The following is a 21,453-nucleotide window of genomic DNA, read 5'->3' as shown; positions in this document are numbered from 1 at the left end:
ACTATTCAATATGTTTCGCCTATAGGGTAACCCACTGTGTGCAAAGTAGTAAACTTATACTTACTCACGGTCGGAGAAGATGGGGATAAATGGCCGCTACTTTTTTTAAACGTTGCGTTCCCTATCCACGCGCTTCAACTCAGCCCGCAAGCGCTTAATTACTTCACGCTCAGCACTGTTGGACAAGGCTTGTTCCGGCGCTTGGCGCTGCCAACGGCCTAGTAGCGCAGGCGAGATGCCTCACGCACGGGCTACGTCGATTTAGCGTGCTCCGACTGCGATTTGTAGGACTCGCTCGGCTTTGAAGGCGGGCGTAGCCGCAATCCGTGCACTGGTACTTAGCCCAGCCGCTGTTACTGCCGTTTTTGCGCACGCGCTCGCTTGAGCACCGCTCGCACAGGTGAACTATGGTTGGTATACTGGCAATGCGGTATCAACATGACTATTATACCATCGCTAATATTTTAATGGGGAGAGTAAATAACAGGCTGCAGCGCGTGTAAGTAGCCGCGCACTAGGGCAGAGGGCTGGGCAAAAAAATGAAAAATTCAAAAAAAGCGAGCTTCGCTGGAAAACTATTTACCAAAGATTTCTATAAGGTACACCCTTCCCAAGGAGGCGACCACCTTTTCATCCTATAATAAATTTTTTATGCTTACTACTCCTTACCCGTACCTTCAGGAATATTTGGATTTTCTACATTATAATCCGTGTGCCGGCTTTTATTACTTGAGTGCCTTCGAGACGGCTGATTATACATGCCTCATCTATGATACGAACGATAACTACCTGATGCAGGCGCAGAACAATCCGTTCATCTACCTTTACGGGCAGAAAGCGGAGCGTTGGTGGCAACTGCTGAGTCAGCAAGGGCTGCTGCCCGCAATCGCAGCACCCACGGTGACTGCTACTTCGGAAGTGACTGACGTTACCAGCCTGAACGAGCCGGTGGAGCCGGGGAGTACCTCTGCTGCCACGCCACGCTCCGCAACGCTCGAGCCGGAGGCAGAAAAGACGTTGTTCAAGTACCTGAATCAGCTGCTTACCAGCGAAATTCCTGCCCAGGAGCGGTGCTGTCAGCACCTGAGTGAGCTGCGCCAACTGGCTGAAACTTTCACGCAGGCGCTCAATGACCGCATTCAGCGCGGAGTGAAAGAAAGCCTGGCCTACTACGAATCGGCTGACCGTACGGGACCTGGCGCGCTGTTGCACGAACGCTGCACTTCCCGGCTGACGGAATATGACTTTTATAGCAAGCGCGCAACGGGCAGGTTTCGGGAATACACATTCATAGACAAGGTGGTGGTACCTCAAGTGCAGGCTGCCCATGTGCGTCCCTTTCAACTGGCAGGGGTCTGGGTGGACTTGCCGCAGGATGAGAAAGACGCAATGCCTGTGCAGCTTGGATTCACGGATAACCGTCAGCAGGTGGTAGCATCGCGCAACGGCGAGCAAAGCCAACGCCTGACGAAGGAGTGGTGCCTGGAGCAGGGCTACCGGCAACTGCTACTCGACCCGAGCCTGCGCCTGGTAGTCGAAACCTATGGCACAGTCGACCCCGAGCGGCCTACGCGACGCTGGCTTTCCAGCTTGCAACTCACCCTGGATTTAGTGGATTGCCTCCACTCTGAGCTGTTTCCTGAAGAGTTGTTCACTAAATACCCAAATGTCAATGACGATGTATAGTTGCCCTTTTAGAAAGTAAGTCAATAAGCGTGAGCACGTATAAATAGCTACCTTAGGCGGCCAGTAGTGGATTCACAGCCTAGGGTAGCTATTTGTACCTGGCCGTAGTAAAGCGCGAGTTTGGCAGTCCCAAAAGCTAGCTCCGGTGCCGCAGCGCATGGGTGGACCCCACATTCAGCTTAGCGACTCACCGGCCCAGGAATAAGCCCGCCGCATGTTCATTAGCGCGGCTAGCACCCTAAGCAAAGAGCTGCAGTTCTAGTCAGATAAAGTAAAACAGTCTGACTTACACTGACCAGTTTAAATAAAGGGGCCTTTTATGGACCATTGGACTACTCACAAAAAAGCCCCGGAAACGCAGGTTTTCGGGGCTTTTTTGCTGCCTTCTATATACTAGTCTTACAAAGTAGCGAGACGCTTACAAGAAGGCTTCGACTTGTTGCCAATCGGGCCTTTGTACTCAGGGGGTTTCTGCTTCGTGTATATCCGGTTGTCGTGGTGGGATCTGCCCGCTCACAATGCGCGCTATTGCATCGGCTACCGTTTGGTCGTAGTCCTGTTGGTTTTGGTAAATGCCCTCGGCAAACAGCAGCGAATCTACATAGCTACTTGCACGCGAAGCCACTGGGCGCTTCGCCGCCCGACCAGGTCTAGTTGCCGCTGGGGCAATCGGGTGTTGAGCAGGGGTGGTGGGTAAGACCTGCTCCGGCAGCGAGACTGCCGGCCGACCACTACCTGGCTGCTGGGGCAGTAAGTTGTGGGGATCTGGTTTACGCGTCGTAGCCATAACTAGGAAAAAACAGTCGTACTAAAGAGAGCAAGATACTCTGGTCGACGGCATTTGTAGCACGTGACAATTACACAACGTGCCGGGTAGCCTCGGAGTTCAGGCAGCAAATACACGTAGCTCTCGTAAAGTTGCCCCCCAAAGGCACTTAGACATACGTACAGATTAGGTCGCTCCTTGCCGCGTCCCTGCAACGGGGGAAAGATGTAGCGGGCGCGCTGAATAATACGGGCAATTTCAGTGTGCGTCACCCCATGATTTGGGTCAGCGTAGTTTTCTAACACATGCTGCGCATACTGACTAGTCCAGTACATATCGTAGCGCTGTCCCTCATGAGTGAGGTAGGTATTTAGGTGGGCCATTATGCAAAAGGCTGCCTCGTCCTCGCGTGAGCGGCAGCCACGAGCAAAGTAAGGCGAAAGCACCTGCTGACTCGCTGTAAAGTCCTTGCAATGGTGGGCGAAGTGTCCTATAATCAACGTTTAGCGCCTCGCTAACACCTGCTGTGTGCTGAGCGCCCACAGGGTCATCACTGACTTCTTTGCAGCTGCCTAGGCTGAGGGCCCGGAAAAGAAAAGGCAGAAGTCTCTTTATAGCCTCAAGCTACAAAGTCCTGTTGCTGCGCGCTAGTAGCCTGTTACAATCGACTCCATTTCACGGCTATCAGAGAGCTAGAGCGGGTTATTTGACATAAGTGCAAATAACTGTACTAGTGCCAGGACCACCACTGAGGGTAGTAGGTTGGGTCCTTGCAATGCGTAGTTTATCTTTTGTCAAGGTCAATATCTGCCCCGTGCTTGTTCCCCCCTGCGCCGTTTGTAGGGTAAGTGAAGTACCAGCTAGTGTGTAGGGGGTAGCACCGAGTGATTTACCGGATGCGTATTCCTCAACCGTAGTGGCTGTCCAGACATCAACGATATCCCCTAGGGTAAACTTACTAACTCGTGGCTTCGTGGAACCAGTAAGAGGCGTGTCGCTACCTTCTGTCATTTTCAAACGCCAGGTGCCTTCAAGCAAGTGCGTGGAAGAGGTTGCCGGATAAGCTTTTTTGGCGCAACTCTGCGTGCAGAGAGTGCCGGGAACTAGCAGCGCGAATAGCAGGGTCTTCATGCCCCCAAGCTACACACTAGATCGCATAGCACCCTTCTGATAGTCTGCTTACTGTTTCGCCTTCTTCGTAGTAATGATAATCACACCATCCTGCCCTCTAGCCCCATAAAGCGAAACGCTGGCTGAAGAATTGATAACCTGTACGCTGTCAATTCGATCCGGGTCAAGGCGCTTTAGTTTAGAGACGTTATACTTGCGTCCGTTCACAAAGACCAATGGTTTGTCTTGGCGGATAGTAGTAGGCGCATCATGAATATGAATGCTCAACGGTCTGGCGGCCAATCGCTGGCTCTCAGCTTGCTTGCTAGCCGCAACTTGCGCTTGGGTTGGTGGCCTCAGTGTTGAGCAGCCTATTAACCCACTAAGTGATGGGCCGATCAGCAGTAGCAAGGATTTCATGCTACCAAGCTACAAAATAGAGTGCGCAGCGTTCAAGTGAGGCAGGAAAGAACTTAAACAAAGCTTCCTCACAGGTATGGTTCGATAAATGTCTTATAATTGGGCATATGTTAAATTGACCGGATTTAGCGCCGATTACGTTGGCGCAAGCTCTTGCAGGCAAGGAGAGTGGTAGTGCGCCATTGACTACGCGTTCTACTCCTCTCAGGCGGGCCATCGTGGGCGCAATGGCCGCCCGAGCAGCAGTGGGCCCGGTCCCCGAGCGTGGCTTACGCGTGCGGGTCGGTTTCCTGCGAGCGGGCGAGCAGGGCCTGGATCCCCGACAGGGGCGGTTGCGCCGCTAGCAAGGCCAACTCGTCTAGCGTGCGCACATACTGCCAGCAGCCCGGACTGGGCTGGCGCAAGACCACCGTCAGGCCTTCTTCCACACACAGGTAAAGCTGATGCTGGTGGTAGGTGACAGGGGTCAGCACTAAGGGTTTCTCCCAGCTCGGGTCGTGGAACAGCTCTCCTGGTCCCGTGGTCGCCAGCAGCTCGGCCGGTGGCCAGGTCGGCCAGCCACCGGCCGGGGGGCCCGTGGTCGTGGCCTTCGGACTCCACATTGACTTGACAGCCTCGGCCAGCAGGTTACCCGCGGCGCTGGCTAGGGTGAGCTTGCCAAAGCCTGGGCCGGCCGGCGCGGCGGGCAGCGCGGTTTCTGGCTCGGGAGTGAGCTGGCCCAGCGGGGAGGGCGAGGCCAGGGCCTGGGAGGCAGCTTTGCGCCGCGCAGTGGCTGCCGCGCGCCGGGCATTGCTAGCCGCTGTTTTGCAACCCGGGCGACAATAAAGGCAGCGCCGGTCGACGGCTTCGTAGGGTTCGTGACACTGCTGACAATAGCGCACAGTGAGCGGCTTGCGGGTGTAGGCCATCAAATACTACAGACTAGAGTGTCGGTTAATTTTCGGATAAATGTAGTGGCATTTATCCGAAAATTAACCTGCTTTTTGGCTAACGTGGGTTGTTCAGCGAGCATTAGTGGCAGATAGAGATGGCAGATCAGGGCCTACTTCGACAGGAGTGTTGCCCCTGCTAAGTTTGCCAGCGGCATTTGCCCACCTGCTAACAGGGAGTTTTTCACAGGTCTTGAAGGTTCGTTCAACGACTGTGAAAGCGGTTACTAGCTTGGCCCCTAGGGCCGGTGGTAGGCGTAGAGTCGCAGCTGGTCGGGGGATGTCTCCAGCCGAAACTGCCCTACGGCTTCGAGCTGCCGCTGGATAACTGAGAGGTCTTGTTCGGCCGCCTTGGGGGAAAAGAAACGAGGAAAATCTAGCCACTCAATCTCTTTGTACGCCGTCCAGGCCAAGTGCGGTTTGCCACTGATCATAGCTTCCATCGCGTTGGCGTAGTAGTTGAACTGGTAGCTCGTATGCTCATCCAAGTGCAGCCAGCGCTCGTTACCGACGTCTTCCCAGATGAGTTTGACTTGACAGGCTTGCACCAGGGGCCACTGCGCCACCAAGGTGGTGAGCAGCTTCACCCACTTGGCATTACTGAGCAAGGGCTGCAGGTGGGCCGCCAAGATGAGTTTGTCGAGGGCTTCCTCGTCCCGGTTGACAGCAACATAACGTTTCATCACGCAACAATAGCGACCAATTAGGTAAGGAGCAACACGCAGGAAAAAACCTGTCCGATAACGCTTTTTATGTAAAACAGGGAGGTGCTTCTTAGCACCTACTAACACCAGTCAACTAATAGATCGTAGCTGTCTTTCTCAGTAGTTAGATGCCATTTAAGGCGCGCTTGGAGACGGCAGACGTATCCTGCACGGCGTGACTTTCAGCGCCGCCACTACCTGCCGCTGTTAGCTGCTTAAAAGGCCTGGTAGAGCTGGTCGCCCAACTGCTCTAAATCGGCTTGGTCAGTATTGGTTAAGACAATCAGCACTTTTGTAAAATCCCTACTGGTCAGTAGCACTGAGTTGAAGCCCTCAATGCTGCCGCGGCGTTCCAATACGGGCGTGGCAAAGGTTTGGTCATTGAAGAAAGAGCCGAGTGTCGACCGGCCGCGGGCATACTCCAGGAACGGAGCGCCGGGCTGGGGCTGCAGCAGATAGGCCTCACTGGTGGCGGCTGAGAGCAGCGTATGGGCCTGCAAGCCTTGCACGAGTTGATAGAGGTCCCGGGCCGTGGAGTAGAGCGCGCCCGCCCCCGCATAATTGGATAAGTAGCGGCGGTCATTGCGCAAGGTGTCTTGGGGGTGGCCCTTGCCGAAGCTGTAATTATGATACCCGTAGGCTAAGCGCGGAATGATCCGTGCCTCGCTCACTACCCCACTATCGTGCATGTGGAGCGGCGCGAAGATGTTGGCCGCTACTAACGCGGCATACGGGTGCTTGGTCACGACTTCCAGCACCCGGGTGAGCACGATGTAATCCACGTTATTGTAGGTAAACGTCGCCGCTTGGCGGGTGCTGTCGAGGTGCACAAAGCGCCACACGAAGTCCTGGGTGGGATAGGGGGCCTGGTAGGCTTGCAGGGGCTCGTTGCGCAAGCCCGACGTATGGGTGAGCAGCTGCCGGATAGTGATCGCGTGGCACGTGGCAGGTAACTCGGGCAGATAGGTGGCGGCCGGGGTATCGAGCTGGAGCTGTCCGCGCTCGACGAGCTGCAAAGTCAAGATGGCCGTGAACAGCTTGGTCATCGACGCAATGGGAAAGCGCGTGGCGGCCGTGATGGGCACCCCGAACTGGAGGTTGGCGTCTCCTTGCTGGACTTGGGCGACGACCCGTCCATTGCGCGCAGCGAGCACGGCGCCGTTAAAATGACCGGCTTGATGAGCGGCCTGCGTAAGCCGAACGAGGGGGTGTTGTGCCGCAGTTATTGTCGGAAAAGCGAGGATAAGCAGCAGGCAGGCGCGCTGGAGAACCATCGACAAAGAGCAACACGCCATAGCGGAACAAGTAGGTAGGTGAGCCGGGATAGCTCGGTTACCCATCCCCTTTGGGATTCGTTACGAGTCCCTATAGAAAGAGCCGGGTAGTGGCGCAAGCGGCCTGTGATCTGTTACCTACTATAAACCGTTGTTTCCAAACCGTAAAAACACGGGGGCTATTTCGGGCGCCGTGCAGGTCAAGTGTGACCAGGAGAAGCAGGTACTCAAGCAGGCCAACAAAAAGCTGCTCACTTAGGGCCAGCAGGATCGCAAGCTATTTCTCAAAATAGCTGCCAGGTTTCCCAAGTAGGTAGCTCCAGCTACCCCTACCGCGCAGTAGTCTGAAGACGGCCATCGGACGCTAGACTTGTGACTACTTGCTTATTTGGAAGCTAACTCTTTCGCTAGCAACGCGCGGTAGTGGGTCGGATTCGCTTCCGAATACCCCGTAAATCTTCTTATTTCTCTTCTGTCCTTATCAATAAAAACGACGCAGGGTATCGCTGAAAAGTTAAACCGTTGCTTAATCACATCTAGCTGATTTTCTTCCACGATACCCTGCGACCACCTCATTTGCTCCTGCCCAAGCGCCTGTTGCCAATCTGCTGCTTTCTTATCCACTGAGATGCTAACCAGCTGTAGCCCCCGGTGGGCGTACTGCTGGTATAATGCCTTTAGCTGCGGAATTTCCTTGCGGCACGGCCCGCACCAACTGGCCCAGAATACCAGCATGGTCACGTTAGCTTGCGGGTTGAACACCCGCTTTTGCTGCCCGGCCGGGTCGGCCAGCGTAAAATCGGGATAGGCCTGATTCGTATCAATCCGGTTAGCCAAGTATTGCACCATTTTCCGGCCATTCCCTGACTGCTGCACAGCTGGTTGGAACAGGCCTACCATTTCCCGTAATTCTTGCTCTGAAAATTCCTCTTTGTTGTTGTATATGCCATCTAAGAGGTAGTAAGAAAAGGGATTATCCTTAATTTTCCGTTTGAAAAAATTAAGTTTTGCTGTTCGCGTAGTCCCAGTTGTGTTTCCCAGCCAGCCAAAATCCTGCATTTGCAGACTGTACATGACAGTAGTTTCTGGGCCAGCAAATACGCGTACTTGCCCGAAGACTTCAGCATCTCCTACTAGTTTGGTATGCCCTTTTTCCAGCATAAAGGTGCTGGTGGAGTATTTCAAGCTATCCGCGCCACGAGTATAGTTCCGAAAGGAAACCAGCTTATAGTCCTTGAACATAAACATCCTCCTTTCCTTACGGGCTTCCAGACTGTCCTTATACTGGACAGACACCACACGTGGGACGAATGCAGAGTCGGCCTTCAGGACGAATCGAAAGTGCCCACTGCGGCAAGCCGTTGAATCAAGCCGCTCGTGACTGTAGCCACCAATTAAATAAATCTTGCCATCTGGGATGTGGCTGATATTTCCCTCAATAACGATTTCATTAGACTGCACGCTTTGCTGGCTGGAACAGGAAAGCAGACAAAACGACCAACATAAAGGCAACCAAGTGCTGCGCGCTTTCATGAGTTGACAACGCAAAAAGTTAGTTAACTATTACAGTGGTTGATGAGCCTATTTATGGGGCAATTACCACTACATACTTTAAGTAGTGGCACCATCACGGGCAGCTGCATTACGCTGATAGAGAGCAACACCAACACCACCCCGCGATAAAACACCCCTATTCCCCGAAGCCGCGTAACCCAGACTACGATATGATTTATCTAGTAGTAAAGTACCACGCCAGGCGCAGCGGTCGAGTAGGCCAAAAACCACCACTTTTTCAGGACTTGTCTTAGAAGACTTTTTATGTTAAGTGGCTTTTCCTATCATTTGCGCTTCAACTGTAGAACCCACATTCTAGCTTAAATCTACTTTATGTATCGAGAGAAGTACGGACGGCAGACTGCAGCGGCAATGTATCAAGTTAATAAACCAGTGGCGGAGGTTGCCCAGATGCTTTTAGCAGAGGGCGCAACCGCTGAGCAAGCACCCGCACTAGCTCAGACGTACTACCAACAGCATCTGTCTCGGGGTATCCTAGCTACTAAAAAGAAGTTGAAAGAAGCGATCATGTATCAGACCGTGGGCTTGGTGCTTGCAGGAGGCAGTCTTTTTCTCTCGTTTCTTACCTATTTGTTACTTGACGACGGCGGTTCCTTTATCGGCTTTTATGGACTGCTCGCAGTAGGCTTGCTTGCGCTGCTGAAAGGTCGACTAGACAAGCGGAGTGCAGAAGCTACTCTCAAGCAAGAAGAAGGCAGTCACTCATAAACTAGATACCACAAAGTATTATAGTCGAGCTTGTCACATTTCTTAAACGGACGTTCATGAAATGTCTCGGCTCGTTTTGGTCAGTTGTGGAAGGAGCCCCTGTCTTTTGTGACAAGCTCCCAAACTTGGGTGGTATCCTGCAATAGCCCCTGCACCTTTGAGAGCCATCCTATCCTCAAAAATATAAGGACTTGCATTAGCTTACTGTTCATATTCCTTGACCTACCTACTCACCAGTTAACATCTATGAGATACGCTGTGCAAATAGGTCTATTACTGATAAGCATTTTATGCAGTTGTACACAAAGCAAAAAGTATCCCTATCCAATTTCAGTATTTAACCCTACCCTCAAAAAGCATCTTGTTAAACTTATTGCGGTAGATCATCTGCCCTATAATGCGGATACCCTTACACGTAATTTCTTACGGGATAGCTGTACAAAGAAAGAACTGGTTAAGCTTCTTTCTTGTGAGAATCCCTTAGTGAGAGTAGTAGCTTATCGGGCCTTGGTAAATCGACATGAACCTGATTATTTTTCGATCTTAACAAACCACCTAGATGATACTGCCAAAGTAAGCTGGTGGTATTATGACGATGCGGAAGGAGAGTTCGCCGTATCAGACCTGATGCTTAGAAAGGCTGCTGAAGATCGGAGAACACTATCAAGAAATCAAAGAGATATACTGGTTAGGCTAGTGCTGCTCAAGTATTCGTATTTGGAAAGCGCTAGCTGGATGATTCCCGAGCTAGTCCCACGCGAGGAGTACTACCCCGTAATCCGAAAAAAAGCAGAAACTGCAACTGCCAGATGCGGTGAACAGCTGGGCGCAAGCTATGCGTTGGCTAAATTCAAAAAGCGACATGATCTTGCTTTGCTAAAAGCAAATTTGCTGCGTAGTGATGAGGCCTGTGCTGACTGGACGTTTAAGACTATCGAAGTTTTTCCAGACACTTCCCTTTATCCAATTTTAACTAACTACTTCAACGATCAAATAAGAAAGAAGAAGCAGTTTGGTTATAATGATCTGAAATATTACTGTCGGGCTGTTGCCAGCTACAAGAACGAAAACAGTTTAAAGATTTTAACATCCTTAACAACTAAAGACACTTATCCGGACAGCTGGTATTTGCCACAAAATAAGGAAAGTGTATTTCTGGCTATTTGTAAGTATAGATGCCCGCTATACAACCAGCTGTATACTAAACTAAAGCCACAGATGGGGGAATACATCTTAAAACATCTTAATAACCCTACCTATCTCGACCCCTCGGAGCTAAAAACGTGGCAGGAGTAGTCAATCTCCATTTTACTAGTCAGGTAATCCGCTTAAAACAAACGCTTTAGATTTCTATAGTCGACTAATAGGAGGCCCGAAAGGCGCACCTTTTTGACGCATCCGTTTTCGGCTTGCTCACCCCCTTCTACGCGTTGGAAACGCACTCAGGGTAGACTTTCTGAGCCACTCGCTTGGGAAGGACCTTTCTGGGCCTTTTGCCAAGGCAACTTGAGCATCAGTAGGTTTGTGTAACCATCGACCTATCTGTGCGCCCACTCTTATCCTTTCTCTTCCTCGTATCCCTTGGCCCTTTCACCTGGCCGCCGGTAACGTCCTCACTTCATCCCGGCTGTGAGCTTATCCCTAGCTCTGCGGCGCAGCAGCTCACTACTATGCGGACCTGGGGAACAGCGGCCCAGCGCGCAGTGCGCGACTTCACTCGCCGGGCAGGCGCCCCTTATACTTGCCTCTACTTCCGGAAAGCGGCGGCTCCCCCCAACCAACTGATTTGTTGGCTGCTAGTCCAGCAATCGCCTACCCGTTTTATGCGCTATAACTATCACGCGCAACAGGTAGATAGCACGCGCTTAGAAGTAGCCGGTTGGTCGGCTGCCTTAGCGCGCCTGCCAAGCAGATGCTACGAACCGCTCTGCGAGAGTATTTCGACGAGCCCCGTCCTACAGGCAGTGCTTATCAAACGAGGTCAGCGGGTGCAAACCGGAATGTTGTTTGAGGACACGCCTTATCTACCTGATTATACGCCGGCTGACCAAGCCCGGGTAGCCCCGGTAGCGGCCTTCCTGCGTCTAGTAGACAAGTAGCCGACTAGGCACCAGCGTATTCTTAGCCAACCGCTTTTTTTAATGTTCGAGACCCCTTCGAAAAACCCTCTTTAAAGAAGCCTCGAAAAATCCTGTTTTCGAGGCCGTTGGCGTGGGGAAGAGAGTAATTCGAAAAACAGTAGTGGCTGTTGCAGAACTATCAGGCTCGTTCAACCAGCGGGCGCAGCACGCATAAAAGCCTGCAAAATGCAGCGCTATAGCCGGTTTGCGGGTCAGATTTGGTTGCTAATGGCTGCACATAAGGTCCTCGACTGAGTTCTGCAACAGCCACAGTAGGTTTGCGAATGGTATAGCGCCCTGTTATCCTTCGTACCACTTGCTCATCCCATCCTTTAGCTCCATGCTTAGCAAATACGCCCCTAAACTTCTTGTCCTGCTCTTGAGCCTGCTCGTAGCAGGCGGCATCCTGGCGGCCAAAGCCCCCGCGGAGCCCAAGCGATACGACTACATTTCCCTTGTCTTAACAGGCGACAATTTGCGCATCTCCACGGGAGCCGGCCAATTCGATGTGGTTGACACCAACATCACGGGCAAATACCGCAATTATAGTTACAACTTCACGCCCCTACTGGGCAAAATAACTGAGTTGGAGGCGCAGGGGTACGAATTGGTTAACAGCAATTCCTTCTCCGAAGCAACGGGCAATGCCCGTATGTATGCGCTCCTGCGCCGACCCAAATGACTCCTGTTTGTTTCACCACACCGTAAGCCAACCTAGCTGCTTGGCAGTAGGCGGCGGCGCACGCTAGAGCCTGTTGACCTCGGTTAAATGATTAGGTTAAACCCCTACTGTTCAAAATCCACCGCTAGTAGTGTCTAGGGTGGTTTGTTCACTCAAACGACCGTTTTTGTGAACCGCTGTTTCATTTCTTCCTCGTTTCCAGTGGTCTACTGAAGCTAGGTATGTACTTCACTTTATGCACTACCTCCCCGTCACGTGGCAGAGCCACGATAGTCTCGATACCCACGAGGGCGGCTTCAACTTGGACAACTTAGGCGGCACTTACAGCTTCCAGCAAGGCATGCGCTGGCCGGATTACCTAGCTGGCTATGCGGTGGAATGGCACCCCTACCTCGAAGCTATCCGGCAGTCCATTCTTGAACGCCAGGTGTGGACCGGGGGCGATTGGCACCAGCACAACTCGGCTGGGGCACCCGTGGTAGCAGGCGGGCACTTTATGGCGTGCAGCTTTCGCTCCTGGGGCGATTTATTGGCCGCCGTGTGGAGCAGTGAACTGAACCGCGATTTTAGTTACCTGGACTTTTATATGGATGGCTATTTACCTGCGCGACCATTTTGCTAAACCTGAGTAACTTTGGAAGACCACGACGAGAGGTACTCCTTGGCCACTTTATCTGGGGCACCCTATGCGCAAAAGTTCGTTTTATAAACGGGTGACCAAGTACAACCCGCTTTTCCGCAACGAACAGGGGCATTACTTGCCCGACGAGTGGACCGCCATCAGCGACGTGGGGAGAGCGTTTGCGGGACAGCACCTGCATCTAGACGAATACTTGGCCGTCGAAGCACGGTACGTGCAAGCCGCCCGGCTCTTCCTCGCTGGCTCGGTGCACGTCGAGCTCGAGTCCGTGGAAATCCACTGGCTGGGGAACACGGACGACTCGCTCCAGGCGGTGTACCAGCGGGTCGAAAACGGCGTGCGCGCCTTTCCCCTTTCTGATTTGGGTGCCCTAGTGGCCCTGGCCCTACGCGAATGCCTATGGTTTCGGCTAGTAGATGACACCCGGAACAAGGCCGTTGAGTTTGGTTACGACTACTACATGTACTTGGGCTTCGAAGTCCCAGATCCGGAGTGCTTCCAGAGAATTGAACAACTGCCGCTGTTTATTGAGTAGTCCTGCTTCAACGCCCAGTACGGCACTAATTCTAACGCTCGTTTTACTGAACAACCACTCACTACGTAATTCTACTCCCCTCCAAAAAAGGACCGTTTTTTGGAGAGCTAATGAGAATGCCCTGGCGGGCTGGAAACGCAGGTTTTTTGGGTCGTTTTTTTACACCCTTTATTGGAGGGCAGAAACGGCTACTTTTGAAGCCTTAGGCCAAGACGGCAAACCATCGCTGTTTTACATAAAAATCGATATCGAACCGTTTTGAAATCCCTTTAACAAGTCGTTTGCTATCCCTTAGCGATGGAAATTGATATTAATCAGCAGAAATTAGCGCTAGGAGCCAGATACCACATTTTTATCAACAAGCAACCTACTCACGTTGCTTCTCAGCACCTGCTGCAAACCCGCCGCCAAGTACAGCTATTCGCCAGCAAAGCGGACACCCGGCCGCGCTGGTCTTTACACCAACAGTTGACGTGGTTTTCCCTCCGCTACCAGCTTACCCGCTGGGACCGCAATGTGCTAGATTTTCGCACGGAATCCGTTTGGAAAAGTCATTACCGCTGCCGCTATGGCGCCGACGTCTACGACATCTATGGGCATCGAGGCACCAAACACTCGGTCTACAAGAACGAGCGCCAAATTGCGTGGTGGCAGCAGGCACGCGTTACTTGGTTCGAGGGGGACAATTACAAACTATGGGCGGATGAGGACAGTGACGCCGAGCTGCTCATCGCTTTTTGCCTTGTACTAGATGAGCCAACTAGTTCAGGAGAGGACCAAAATACGTTGACCCTAAACCTTGGCGCTATTGGACCTCAGGCTAGAGTATTTGACCAAACTTGGCAGCCGAAGTAGCCACTTTATAAGCCCAGCCCCATTTCACATCCTTTGAATGAAGGGTTAAGGCAAGCAAAACGCATCGCCAGCAAAGGGTTAGCTTCTGATGTCAGCCGACATTAACGGTCTTGTCACCTTACTTAACTGTTGGTTTAAGAAACGTGACAAGCTCCTCTATAAAGCTTAGTGGTCCTCGTTTAAGAAAGTCTCTCTAGCTAGGAAGTTGGAATAGAGTAATTACTCAAACAGCCACTCCCGCTAACGACTACTTTTGGCTAAGCAAACCAGTAACCCACCGTTGGTCTAGACGGGATGATTATTTATGTTGCCTCTTGTACGACCCTATGCTTTGATGGGACTGCTTCTCGCGAGCTGTGCGTCTGACACCCCACCGCTGGCGGCTACCAAGACGTTAGCTAAAAAGTATGACCTTGGGGCGATTACAGTGCAACTTCCTAGAGCTTGGAAAGCTCTCGACTATGATAGCTCCGGCCTATGGGGCGCTAAAAAGGGTCCTACCTATCGTCAACGGCACCTGTTCTTGAATACCTCTGCCGTCGATACGCTCTTGCGCGAAACCATTGTCCTCACCGTTGAGCAGCGGCCAGGAGTATTCCAGGCCAAGAAAGCAGCTCAGACATTGGCAAATAATCTGCGAGCGTTTCCTGAGCAACTGCAAGGACTCACGTTACGGGATACGCTACTGGCTAACGGAAAACTAGCCATCATCGAGGCAACCTATCGCAACCCAAAAGTAGCAATGGATATTATCCAGACATATGCGTTCTACACCCGCGCCAATACGCTAGTTGCCTTTATGGGCACCGCCCGGAGTCATCCCGGGCCGACGAATCAGCAGACCTGGGCCTTGTTCCGACAGGCCATTGCCTCCATTACCTGGAAATAAGAAATAACTAGGATTTTAGGAGCAATGAGAGAGCTAGATGCCCTATTTCCTAACTTGGAATAGTTGATTAACATAAGATTTCTTCGAAGACACGTCGCGGAAAAGTAATGGTTTCTACCATGCTAAGCTGTGTTAGCTAGTGTAGTACTTTGCCGCTACAGTCACTCTATTCCACTGCCTTTTTTATGCGTCCTGTACCGGTCATTCTGCGTGATATTGAAAATTTTCAGCCCACAGAGGATGGTAACTGGCTGGCTCTAGACGATTTATTGCAAGAATTATGGACAGAAAAGGAAGGTCCTCGCGAAGCCTTGATTCCACTTTTTCAACTATTAGAGCGATTTCCAGAGGATGAGAGTGCTGGGGTACTGCGGTCGATATTACATGGGATAGAGAGTTATCCTGAGTACGAAGCCGAACTGGTTAAATCACTGTACCGCCACCCAACCGATATCACGGTTACAATGGTCCGCCGAATCGCTAACTCTGGGCAGGCGCTGGTTGCTGGGCAGCCTATTAAGAGGCTATATCAGGTAGTTATTGCTCATCCTAAAGCTTCCAAGAAAGCAAGAGAAACTGCCCAAGATTACTTAAACAACAGTAGGTAAAGCTTTTACATGCTGTAAACGACGGACTACAACACGTAAAAAAAGGAGGGCAAGTGCCGCCGGGGACCTGCTGCTCCTAGGAGGCGGACTTGATTTGATAGCTCAGTGAGGCTTGGAGCGTGCGGCGTAGCAGTCGACCCGTGTAAGCCGCTTCCGCGGGCGAGTCCAGTGCGAGCGAGCGGAGCCCCTGGTACGCACGCAGGCTCAGGCCCAAGCCGGCCGGCAGCTTCACCCCCACCCCCACGTCTACGCCCACATCGAAGCGTTTATAGCGGGCCGTCGCGGCGCGGTCCACCTGCTGCGTGTACGAGGCGCCCCCATTGAAGTGATACTCGTGCCCGACCTCGCGTCCGCCCACGAGGTAGGCGGCTTGAGGCCCCGCTTCTACATACCAAGGGCCTGCTGTCGCACGCAACAGCAGGGGTAGGGTGAGATAAGAGCGGGTGAGCCGATAGCTACCAGCATAGGCCGTGGCCAGTGAGCGGTAATCGGAGGTATTTAAATCCAAGTTCTCGCGGCTATAGCTCAGCTCCGGGACGAAGGAGAGCCGGTGGGCGAGCGGCCGCTCGTAGAAAACACCCAGGTGGTAGCCCACCCGCCAGCCCGTGGTGGCCGAGGGGTCGGCACGGGGATTGGGGGTGTGGAACGAGGTGCTGGTGGCGCCGGCGCGCACCCCGAACTGGGCATACGTGAGGGCGGGTAGCAGCAAGCAGCTAGCCAGTAGCAGGTACGAGCGAGACATGAGCAACAGAAAGAAGGCTCCGGCATGTCGGAGCCGCTGGGAAAGGAGCAAGTTGCATCGGCTGGGGCAAAGTAGTCGCCACTGGCTGCCCGTCTGACTACGCAGGGCCCCCACCTACTACACGCCACAGCCAGTTGAACATAATGTATCGTTATCGGACCGGTCTTCCTTACTGGTCACGGTCTACCCGTCGTGCGGTTGGCTAGTAGCCTACCCGCAAACAGGCGCCATTACTGGATAAGGTAGTAACGGCGCCTGTTTGCGGGTAGTGTCCGGCTGTTTACCGCGCCGCTAGGCCCTCGACAATGAAGACCCGATACTCGGCGCCCTTTAACCGGTGGGGAAGCGCCGCCTGATAAAGCGGGCTTTCATACCAGGCGCGCGCAGCCGCGACCGTTGGAAACTCCAGCACGACCGCCCCGTCCACGAGCGGGCCTTCTAACGTGTCGAGCGCGCCATAAAAGGCCAGCGGGGTCAGCGGATGCCCGGCCGCGGCGGCGCCGGCGCTTTGTTCATACTGGCGGAACTCTTCCGGGTCGGTAATGCGGTCCCGGACAAAGATGACATAGGCACTCATGGCTTTTCAGGTTAGGGGGGTGAAGGCGTATAACAGCCTAGGCGTATAATCGCCTCGTCACGCGGCAAACTTTCGCTCGCTCCTCAACTAGCCCCACGCCCGCGTTGCGCCTGCTGGGGAAGGCCTGCTGGGCTGCGGACCCACGGGCTACCAGTTTGTAGCAGGTGGGGCAAGGGGCACACCTCACTTGCGAAAAGCCCGCCGACTGGCGCCCCAGTTGCTGGCCCCTTTCGCCAATCGGCCCCGGGGCTGCTCCCCGACAGGTTTAGCCCCTTGCCGGCTGCTAGAAGAAGGCCGAACAGCTGCTCCCGCCATAGCTTGTCACAGTCGTTAAACGAACATTCAATGACTGTGAAAGTGGTTGCCTTAATGCTAGTGCAAAACAGCGTAGCTGCGAGCGGCTCCCGAGCGGGGTCGAGCGGCCTCATCAGGCCGCTCGACCCCGCTATTTAACATAGCAGGCCGTGGAAAAATCAGGCGTACTAGTGGTAGAATCCGTATCGGGTAGAATCCTTATCGGGCGGAGCGGTGCACAGCCTTTACGGCTACAACATTACCCCGCCGCTTACCTCTAGGCGCTGGCCGTTCACCCAGCGGGCCGCCCCGGTGCAGAGGAACGCGACCACGCCCCCAATGTCATCGGGCTCGGCCGTGCGGCCCAGCGCTGCCAACTGGCCCACGTAGGCGCGCATCTCGGGCGTATCGGGCATGGCGCCACCGCCAAATACCCCGCCGGGCGCCACCACGTTGGCCGCAATGCCTCGCGGCCCTAGTTCCAGGGCCAGGTAGCGCGTGAAGACCTCCACGGCCCCTTTCATCGCGGCGTAGGCCGAGACGCCCACGAAGGAGCTGCGCGTAGACCCCGACGAGATATTGAGGATGCGGCCGCCGTCGCGTAGCAGTGGCAGCGCTCGCTGGGTGAGGAAGTACACGCCCTTGAAGTGCACGTTCAGCATGTCGTCAAACTGCGCTTCGGTCATCTCGGCAATCGGACTAATCAGACTAGTGCCGGCGTTATTGATAAGAAAATCGAACCGGTCGGTGCTGAAGGTGCTGGCCAGGACGGTGGACACCTGGCTGAAGAAAGCTGCGAAGGTGCTCAGGTTGGCGGTATTGAGGGGTAAGGCGACGGCCTGTTGACCTAGGGCCTTGATCTCGGCTACTACGCCTTCGGCTTCGGCTTGCTGGCTGCGATAGGTTAGGATAACATCAATGCCCTGTTGGGCCAGCTTCAGGGCCATGTCTTTGCCCAGGCCCCGGCTGCCGCCCGTGAGCAGGGCGATTTTGGAAATACTCATAAGAGGCTGTTTGTTGCGTTACTAGAACACGACAAAGGTCCCCGGTCCATCTGCCAACAGGGTTGTACCCGCCAATCCGCTTGTTGTATAAATCAAGCCGGCTCGACCACTACCGTGCGAAACGCACCGGGGCTCACGGCAGCATAGCGCCGGAAGAAATGTGAGAAGTGCGCCACATCCACGAAGCCTAGGCAGTCGGCAATTTCCCACAGCGTCCAGTCCGTTTGCTGCAACAGGACTTTGGCCTCCTGCGCCACGCGCCCGCCGATCAGGTCGGTAGTGGTGCGGCCGGTGCTGCGCTTGAGCACCTTGTTGAGATGGTTGACGTGCACGGCCAAGAGGTTAGCGTAGTCGGTGGCGGTGCGCACCTGCACGCGTTGCTGGGGGGTAGTAAGGGGAAACTGCTGCTCCAGCAATTCCACAAAGCGGGAGGAGAGTCGGGCTGCCGCCGAGTGGGCCGGGGGCAGCGTAGTGGCAGGCTGCCGCTTCTGACCCAGGTGCAGCAGCTCCAGCACGTAGGCCCGCAGCAGGTCGTACTTATGGGCATAGTTCGAAGCCAGCTCCTCCTGCATCTGGGCAAAGAGGACGGCCGCCCGCCCGGCTTCGGCAGGCGTCAGTTGAAAGACGGGGTACCCCGCGGTCTGGAACAGGGGCAGCTCGTCGGGAGTAGCTCCTCCGAGCACGGGCAACAAAAACTCGGCCGTAAAGAGACAGAAATGCCCCTGCTGCGGCTCAACCGGCCGCCAATGGAACGGTACCTTGGGGGTTGAAAAAACCAGCATGTTGGGCTCAATCGCAATCGTTTGGTCGGCGTAGTCGGTGCGACTGCGACTATGCGCGAGACTGATTTTGTAGAACGAGCGGCAGGCATAAGGCGCGGGGGGCCGCCGCAGTGAACCCTGCCAGAGGTCGCCCATATCAAACACGTTGAAGTGGCCCACTTCGCGCTGAATGCCCGGGGGCAGCAGCGTATGTAGGTCGCGGCCCGTGGCAAAAGTTAATTCCTCGTAGCTGGCGCTCAACGCGGCGGTTGTCATAGCAGCAGGGTACTTGTACGCTTCAAGCCCTCGTAACCTGGCAGGGCGAGGAAAGTTCTGCGGTTTGGGACTCAGTCCCAGGCAGGAAACGAAGGAAGTTGCTGGATTGCTCGCTCAACTCAAAGAGTATCCGTCCTATTGAACTGGGGGCAAGCCAAGAAGTATGCCCGGTTGGCGCGTAAGATCTGAGATGCAACAGAGAGGGTATAAGCGGGGTGACCGATTCGAGCGTTTTGGCTGTGGCGTTTTAAGTGCTTTTAGGGGCGTTTCGAGCGTTTTGTTGGGCGACAAACTGACCCTAACTGGTTCGCTATGGGCAGACTCGGTTTAACATAATTGGCAATTATAAGACACCAAAACATCTGTTTTCTACTGCTTAGTGTGCTATCCACAGCATAAAGCTTAGTCGATCTCCCTATCCGTTAGATTAAGCGCGGCGTCTACCTCTTCGCTAGTGGGCAAATCTCGTCGTAGTTCCGGGGGTAAAGCGCGGGTGAGTTGCCACTGCGCTACGCCGATCGGCTGACTCATGCCGCGCAAGGCATATTCGGACACCACTCGGTTCTGCGTTTTGCATAGAATCAGGCCGATTGTCGGCTGGTCAGTCGGGTGACGCAACAGGTCGTCTGCCGCGGCCAGATAGAAGTTCATCTTGCCACTGTCCTCCGGCTTGAACTCACCCATCTTCAAGTCGATGATGATAAAGCAGCGCAGCTTTAGGTGATAGAAGAGCAGATCCAGATAATAATCTTGGCCGCCGATTTCGAGGTGATACTGGCTGCCAACAAGCGCAAAGCCTTTACCTAGTTCTAGCAGGAAAGCCCGCACGTGTGCCAGTAGGTCACGCTCCAGGTCTCGTTCCTGTGCTTGCACCCCCAGGCTAAGAAAGTCGAAGGTGTACGGGTCTTTCAGAATTTGCTGCGCCAGCTCGGATTGCGCCGCGGGCAGCGTGCGGGTGAAGTTGCTGACGGCGCGGCCTTGCCGCTGATAGAGGCCACTTTCCACTTGCAGAGCTAACACATTGCGGCTCCAGCCATTGTCGATCGTTTGCTGCACGTACCACGCGCGTTCTAGCGGGTCGTGGACCGCTTCTAATAGGCGCACATTATGCCCCCAGGGAATTTGTGCAACAACCTGTTGCACAAATGCGGCCTCCGGCCAGGCTTTGGCAAACGCGCGCATATACTGCAGATTACGGGGGGAAAGCCCCGTAAGGCTCGGAAACTCTCGCCGCAGGTCTTGGGCTAGCCGGGCCACTACTTTCGTGCCCCAGCCTTGCTGGTCTTGACGGCTCAGAATCTCTTGTCCTATGTGCCAATACAACTGCACAAGGGCCGTATTGACCGCTAACGCGGCGCGCAACTGGGTGTCGCGAATGCGGGTAGTGAGCTGCGCTAGTAGCTGCGGATAATCGGCCGGCAGGGCAAGTGAAGAAGGAGAAGACACAACAGAAAAACAGTTGAACGAGCCAGTATACTCCAAGGGAGAATACTACAACAAGCCGAAAGTAGGGGTACCAGCGCTATAAAGGCTTGATGTGTGTTTAAAATATTCTCCGGGAAAAGACTCCAAAAATAACCTTTCGAAGCTGCGGATTTGGGTGCTGGAAGTGTTCAAAAAAGAACCATAATCTGAACAGTAACTTTGTTGTAACTCGCACACTAGTAGCAACTGTTAAGTTCTCAAAATGCATCACATTATTTATATGAGCCGGGTCACGGCATCTCTATCTGCTACGGACCTCGTGTCGCTTCTCGGGCGCGCCCGCCAGCATAACGACCAAGCGGGTATTACGGGCGCCCTGGTCTACGGCAAACAGCAGTTCATGCAAGTGCTCGAGGGAGAGCAGCCCGTCATCACGGCCCTCTACCACCGCATCTTACAAGACGCGCGCCATGTGGCGGTTTTTAAACTGGCAGACAAACCGATTGCGGCGCGCACGTTCACGACGTGGGCGATGGCTTTTCGCGAACTCACGCCGGGCGAGTTCACAGCGCTAGCTGGGTATCTCTCCCCCGCCCAGTTGGCGCAAACTGTCTTCCGCCCCAATTCAGTGAATCCGCTTTTGCTTGACCGCCTGCGCCAGCTCGTCGCAGTGGACACGGAGTAGAGGCTTTTGTAGTCCACGAAACGAACGTTATACACGAGGGTTCTGCTGGGTGATTGTTAGGTAGCTTGTGCGGTCTTAAGCTATATCTGTACTCCTGCTATGATAGAAGCGGTACTCTTCTTTTTTTTCTGGCTGCTTGTGCTGCTCTTTCTGCTGCTCTGGTACGCGGGCATTCCTATACTTCTAAC

At 53.9% G+C, this 21,453-nt stretch carries 23 protein-coding genes; 11 read left to right on the top strand and 12 right to left on the bottom strand.

All coding sequences use genetic code 11. The annotated features are described in order from the left end of the window. Positions 1-169: 169 nt before the first annotated feature. Positions 170-400: a transposase-like zinc-binding domain-containing protein gene (locus tag FNT36_RS26095; RefSeq protein WP_449404377.1), complete on the bottom strand. Its 231-nt coding sequence runs from the start codon at positions 398-400 to the stop codon at positions 170-172. A gap of 251 nt (positions 401-651) precedes the next feature. Between FNT36_RS26095 and FNT36_RS16775 the strand changes: the two genes are divergently transcribed. Beyond that, entirely contained in the window at positions 652-1,686 is a 1,035-nt protein-coding gene (locus tag FNT36_RS16775; RefSeq protein WP_144850035.1) for a hypothetical protein, read from the top strand. A gap of 1,468 nt (positions 1,687-3,154) precedes the next feature. Here FNT36_RS16775 and FNT36_RS26005 read toward each other — a convergent pair. The 6 genes from FNT36_RS26005 to FNT36_RS16750 all read right to left on the bottom strand — a co-directional run bounded on the left by FNT36_RS26005 (position 3,155) and on the right by FNT36_RS16750 (position 8,422). After that, positions 3,155-3,583 (bottom strand): lipocalin-like domain-containing protein, encoded by a 429-nt coding sequence (locus tag FNT36_RS26005; RefSeq protein ID WP_394348946.1) that lies wholly within the window; start codon positions 3,581-3,583, stop codon positions 3,155-3,157. A 48-nt stretch (positions 3,584-3,631) separates the two neighbouring features. Beyond that, positions 3,632-3,982: a TonB-dependent receptor plug domain-containing protein gene (locus FNT36_RS16770; RefSeq protein ID WP_144850033.1), complete on the bottom strand. Its 351-nt coding sequence runs from the start codon at positions 3,980-3,982 to the stop codon at positions 3,632-3,634. 269 nt (positions 3,983-4,251) lie between these two features. After that, a complete protein-coding gene (locus tag FNT36_RS16765) occupies positions 4,252-4,890 on the bottom strand; it encodes a hypothetical protein (RefSeq protein ID WP_144850031.1) in 639 nt (212 codons plus the stop codon). A 260-nt stretch (positions 4,891-5,150) separates the two neighbouring features. Then, entirely contained in the window at positions 5,151-5,594 is a 444-nt protein-coding gene (locus FNT36_RS16760) for a hypothetical protein (RefSeq protein WP_144850029.1), read from the bottom strand. A 236-nt stretch (positions 5,595-5,830) separates the two neighbouring features. Then, positions 5,831-6,910 (bottom strand): serine hydrolase domain-containing protein, encoded by a 1,080-nt coding sequence (locus FNT36_RS16755; protein ID WP_233635996.1) that lies wholly within the window; start codon positions 6,908-6,910, stop codon positions 5,831-5,833. A gap of 363 nt (positions 6,911-7,273) precedes the next feature. Further along, positions 7,274-8,422, bottom strand: coding sequence for a TlpA disulfide reductase family protein (locus tag FNT36_RS16750; RefSeq protein ID WP_144850025.1), 1,149 nt, complete (start codon positions 8,420-8,422; stop codon positions 7,274-7,276). A 354-nt stretch (positions 8,423-8,776) separates the two neighbouring features. On the opposite strand from FNT36_RS16750, the gene FNT36_RS16745 reads away from it, so the two are divergent. The 9 genes from FNT36_RS16745 (at position 8,777) to FNT36_RS16705 (ending at position 15,501) form a co-directional block, all read left to right on the top strand. Beyond that, positions 8,777-9,172 (top strand): hypothetical protein, encoded by a 396-nt coding sequence (locus tag FNT36_RS16745; protein ID WP_144850023.1) that lies wholly within the window; start codon positions 8,777-8,779, stop codon positions 9,170-9,172. A 246-nt stretch (positions 9,173-9,418) separates the two neighbouring features. Continuing rightward, positions 9,419-10,468: a hypothetical protein gene (locus FNT36_RS16740; RefSeq protein WP_144850021.1), complete on the top strand. Its 1,050-nt coding sequence runs from the start codon at positions 9,419-9,421 to the stop codon at positions 10,466-10,468. Positions 10,469-10,995: 527 nt separating this feature from the next. Further along, complete coding sequence (locus FNT36_RS16735) at positions 10,996-11,271, top strand: hypothetical protein (RefSeq protein ID WP_144850019.1); 276 nt, start codon at positions 10,996-10,998, stop codon at positions 11,269-11,271. A gap of 400 nt (positions 11,272-11,671) precedes the next feature. Further along, positions 11,672-11,974 carry a hypothetical protein gene (locus FNT36_RS16730; protein WP_144850017.1) on the top strand — a complete coding sequence of 101 codons (303 nt, stop codon included), beginning with the start codon at positions 11,672-11,674 and terminating at the stop codon, positions 11,972-11,974. A gap of 235 nt (positions 11,975-12,209) precedes the next feature. Next, entirely contained in the window at positions 12,210-12,596 is a 387-nt protein-coding gene (locus FNT36_RS16725; RefSeq protein WP_144850015.1) for a hypothetical protein, read from the top strand. 64 nt (positions 12,597-12,660) lie between these two features. After that, positions 12,661-13,149, top strand: a complete 489-nt coding sequence (locus tag FNT36_RS16720; RefSeq protein WP_144850013.1) for a hypothetical protein — start codon at positions 12,661-12,663, stop codon at positions 13,147-13,149. Between the two features lie 297 nt (positions 13,150-13,446). Beyond that, positions 13,447-14,004, top strand: coding sequence for an LURP-one-related/scramblase family protein (locus FNT36_RS16715; protein ID WP_144850011.1), 558 nt, complete (start codon positions 13,447-13,449; stop codon positions 14,002-14,004). Positions 14,005-14,308: 304 nt separating this feature from the next. Next, complete coding sequence (locus tag FNT36_RS16710; protein ID WP_144850009.1) at positions 14,309-14,893, top strand: hypothetical protein; 585 nt, start codon at positions 14,309-14,311, stop codon at positions 14,891-14,893. A 185-nt stretch (positions 14,894-15,078) separates the two neighbouring features. Continuing rightward, a complete protein-coding gene (locus tag FNT36_RS16705) occupies positions 15,079-15,501 on the top strand; it encodes a hypothetical protein (RefSeq protein WP_144850007.1) in 423 nt (140 codons plus the stop codon). 76 nt (positions 15,502-15,577) lie between these two features. Here FNT36_RS16705 and FNT36_RS16700 read toward each other — a convergent pair whose 3' ends face one another. The 5 genes from FNT36_RS16700 to FNT36_RS16680 form a co-directional block, all read right to left on the bottom strand. Then, entirely contained in the window at positions 15,578-16,243 is a 666-nt protein-coding gene (locus tag FNT36_RS16700) for a porin family protein (RefSeq protein ID WP_144850005.1), read from the bottom strand. A 280-nt stretch (positions 16,244-16,523) separates the two neighbouring features. Then, the gene (locus FNT36_RS16695) at positions 16,524-16,820 is read right to left on the bottom strand and encodes a DUF1330 domain-containing protein (RefSeq protein ID WP_144850003.1); all 297 of its coding nucleotides are present in this window, start codon (positions 16,818-16,820) and stop codon (positions 16,524-16,526) included. A gap of 545 nt (positions 16,821-17,365) precedes the next feature. Then, positions 17,366-18,118: an SDR family NAD(P)-dependent oxidoreductase gene (locus tag FNT36_RS16690; RefSeq protein ID WP_144850002.1), complete on the bottom strand. Its 753-nt coding sequence runs from the start codon at positions 18,116-18,118 to the stop codon at positions 17,366-17,368. 92 nt (positions 18,119-18,210) lie between these two features. Continuing rightward, complete coding sequence (locus tag FNT36_RS16685; protein WP_144850001.1) at positions 18,211-19,155, bottom strand: helix-turn-helix transcriptional regulator; 945 nt, start codon at positions 19,153-19,155, stop codon at positions 18,211-18,213. Between the two features lie 402 nt (positions 19,156-19,557). Beyond that, entirely contained in the window at positions 19,558-20,601 is a 1,044-nt protein-coding gene (locus FNT36_RS16680; RefSeq protein ID WP_233635995.1) for a PDDEXK nuclease domain-containing protein, read from the bottom strand. 241 nt (positions 20,602-20,842) lie between these two features. On the opposite strand from FNT36_RS16680, the gene FNT36_RS16675 reads away from it, so the two are divergent. After that, positions 20,843-21,265, top strand: a complete 423-nt coding sequence (locus FNT36_RS16675) for a BLUF domain-containing protein (RefSeq protein WP_144850000.1) — start codon at positions 20,843-20,845, stop codon at positions 21,263-21,265. The last annotated feature ends 188 nt before the right edge of the window (positions 21,266-21,453 follow it).

This window comes from Hymenobacter setariae (genome assembly GCF_007713685.1).
Taxonomy (GTDB): domain Bacteria; phylum Bacteroidota; class Bacteroidia; order Cytophagales; family Hymenobacteraceae; genus Hymenobacter; species Hymenobacter setariae.
Note: the sequence above shows the minus strand (reverse complement) of the source record. Positions and strands in the feature narration are given on the sequence as shown.